Below are 2,041 nucleotides of genomic sequence, written 5' to 3' on the forward strand. Positions count from 1 at the left end.
GTAACCGCTCCATGAACTACACATTCAAAGCTGCCAAGTGATCCCGGATGCTGTGCTCCCGATTTCGTTCAGGAGCCCGTCCGCCATGATGCGACCCGATGCAAAAGTCGAAAAAGTGTATCTGTACCCCAAACCTGTCGACTTCCGAAAATCCATCGACGGCCTGGCTGCGCTGGTCGAGTTGGACATTAAGGTCGCAGTTTTTGACCCCGTGCTTTTCGTCTTCCTCAACAAGCCCCGCAATCGAGTGAAGATTTTATATTGGGAGCGCAATGGCTTCTGCCTATGGCTCAAACGGCTGGAGTCCGAGCGATTCAAAACATCGCCCGATGTCACCGACGAGGCAATTGTCTTGACCGTCCAGGAACTCAACTGGATGCTCGACGGTTTTGACCTCTGGCGTAACCGTCCCCATCAGGTTTTGACGCCACGATTCGTGGCCTGATTCGGTATAATCCAGGGCATGATATCGATGCCCAAAGACCTTCCTGACGACCCCGCGCTGCTCAAGCAATTGCTAGAGCAGATGCTGATTGAGCGCGAGTCTAACAAGGGCCGCATCGTTCATCTTGAAGAAGAAAACGCGCTGCTGCGCCAGCGCCTGTTCGGACGTAAGTCCGAGCAGACAGCCGATCTGGCAACGCCTCAGCTAGCCCTTTTCAACGAGGCGGAAAGCATCGCCGAGCCTGTCGACGAAGACGTTGAAGAAGAGGTTGTCGCTCCGGCCAAGCCTCGCGGCAAACGCAAGCCGCTGCCTGCCGACCTGCCACGTATCGAAGTCATCCACGAACTTCCCGAGCATGAACTGACGTGTGCCTGCGGCTGCCGCAAACACGCCATTGGCGAGGAAGTCAGCGAGCAGCTTGAAATCGTGCCGATGCAGATCCGTGTGATCAAGCACGTTCGTAAAGTTTACGGTTGCCGCGACTGCGAGACGGCACCGGTCACTGCGGACAAGCCGGCTCAACTGATTGAAAAAAGCATGGCCAGCCCAAGTGTTCTGGCGATGCTGCTGACCACCAAGTACGTGGACGGTTTGCCGCTTCACCGCTTTGAAAAAGTACTAAGCCGCCATGGCATCGATATTCCACGTCAGACCCTGGCTCGCTGGGTTATCCAGTGCGGTGAGCACTTTCAGCCGCTGCTGAATTTAATGCGCGACAGCCTCTTGGCCAGTCGGGTCATCCACTGCGATGAAACACGCGTGCAGGTGTTGAAAGAGCCTGATCGGGAGCCAAGCAGTCAGTCCTGGATGTGGGTGCAAACCGGCGGCGCGCCAGACAAACCAGTGATCCTTTTTGACTACTCCACCAGCCGCTCGCAGGAGGTACCGACGCGCCTGCTCGATGGCTACTGCGGCTATCTCATGACCGATGATTACGCCGGTTACAACGCGCTCGGCGCGCAGGACGGAGTCGAGCGTTTAGGGTGCTGGGCCCATGCACGCCGTAAGTTTGTTGAAGCGCAAAAAGTGCAACCTAAAGGAAAGACAGGTCGTGCGGATATCGCGTTGAAGCTGATCAGCAAGCTATACGGCATCGAGATCGCCTACAAAGAGAGTAGCGATGAGGGTCGGAAAAAAGGACGTCAGGATTTAAGTCTCAAGGTGATGAGTGAGCTGAAGGCCTGGGTGGAGAAAACGCTCCCATACATGACCACGCAGAATGCACTTGGCAAGGCTGTTACCTACCTGGCAAACAACTGGAGCAAACTGGAACGGTACGTCGAGCAAGGCTACCTGCCCATCGACAACAACACCGCCGAGCGTGCGATCCGGCCCTTCGTCATCGGAAGGAAGAACTGGTTGTTCAGCGATACGCCCAAAGGCGCGACGGCGAGTGCTCAACTCTACAGCCTGGTCGAGACCGCCAAAGCCAACGGCCAAGAGCCTTATGCGTGGCTGCGCCACGCACTGGAGCGCCTGCCACAGGCATCCTCGGTCGAAGATTACGAAGCCCTGTTGCCGTGGAACTGCAAGCCTCGACCCCACAGCTAAACGCGCCGCCCACTTTTGACTAGGTGGGGTTTATGGAGCGCTTAC

Annotated in this window: 2 protein-coding genes; both read left to right on the plus strand. The window is 56.5% G+C overall.

Annotation, left to right across the window (positions count from 1 at the left end):
• The first annotated feature begins 85 nt into the window (after positions 1 to 85).
• Positions 86 to 445 carry an IS66 family insertion sequence element accessory protein TnpB gene (gene tnpB, locus AC07V0_RS29955; protein WP_007247730.1) on the plus strand — a complete coding sequence of 120 codons (360 nt, stop codon included), beginning with the start codon at positions 86 to 88 and terminating at the stop codon, positions 443 to 445.
• A gap of 18 nt (positions 446 to 463) precedes the next feature.
• Positions 464 to 1,996: an IS66 family transposase gene (gene tnpC / locus AC07V0_RS29960; RefSeq protein WP_495020209.1), complete on the plus strand. Its 1,533-nt coding sequence runs from the start codon at positions 464 to 466 to the stop codon at positions 1,994 to 1,996.
• The last annotated feature ends 45 nt before the right edge of the window (positions 1,997 to 2,041 follow it).

The organism is Pseudomonas sp. GW821-FHT01E10 (genome assembly GCF_059422365.1).

Bases quoted from the DNA above. Each gene is read 5' to 3' on its own strand.
- tnpB (WP_007247730.1), top strand. From the start codon at position 86: ATGATGCGACCCGATGCAAAAGTCGAAAAAGTGTATCTGTACCCCAAA.
- tnpC (WP_495020209.1), top strand. From the start codon at position 464: ATGATATCGATGCCCAAAGACCTTCCTGACGACCCCGCGCTGCTCAAG.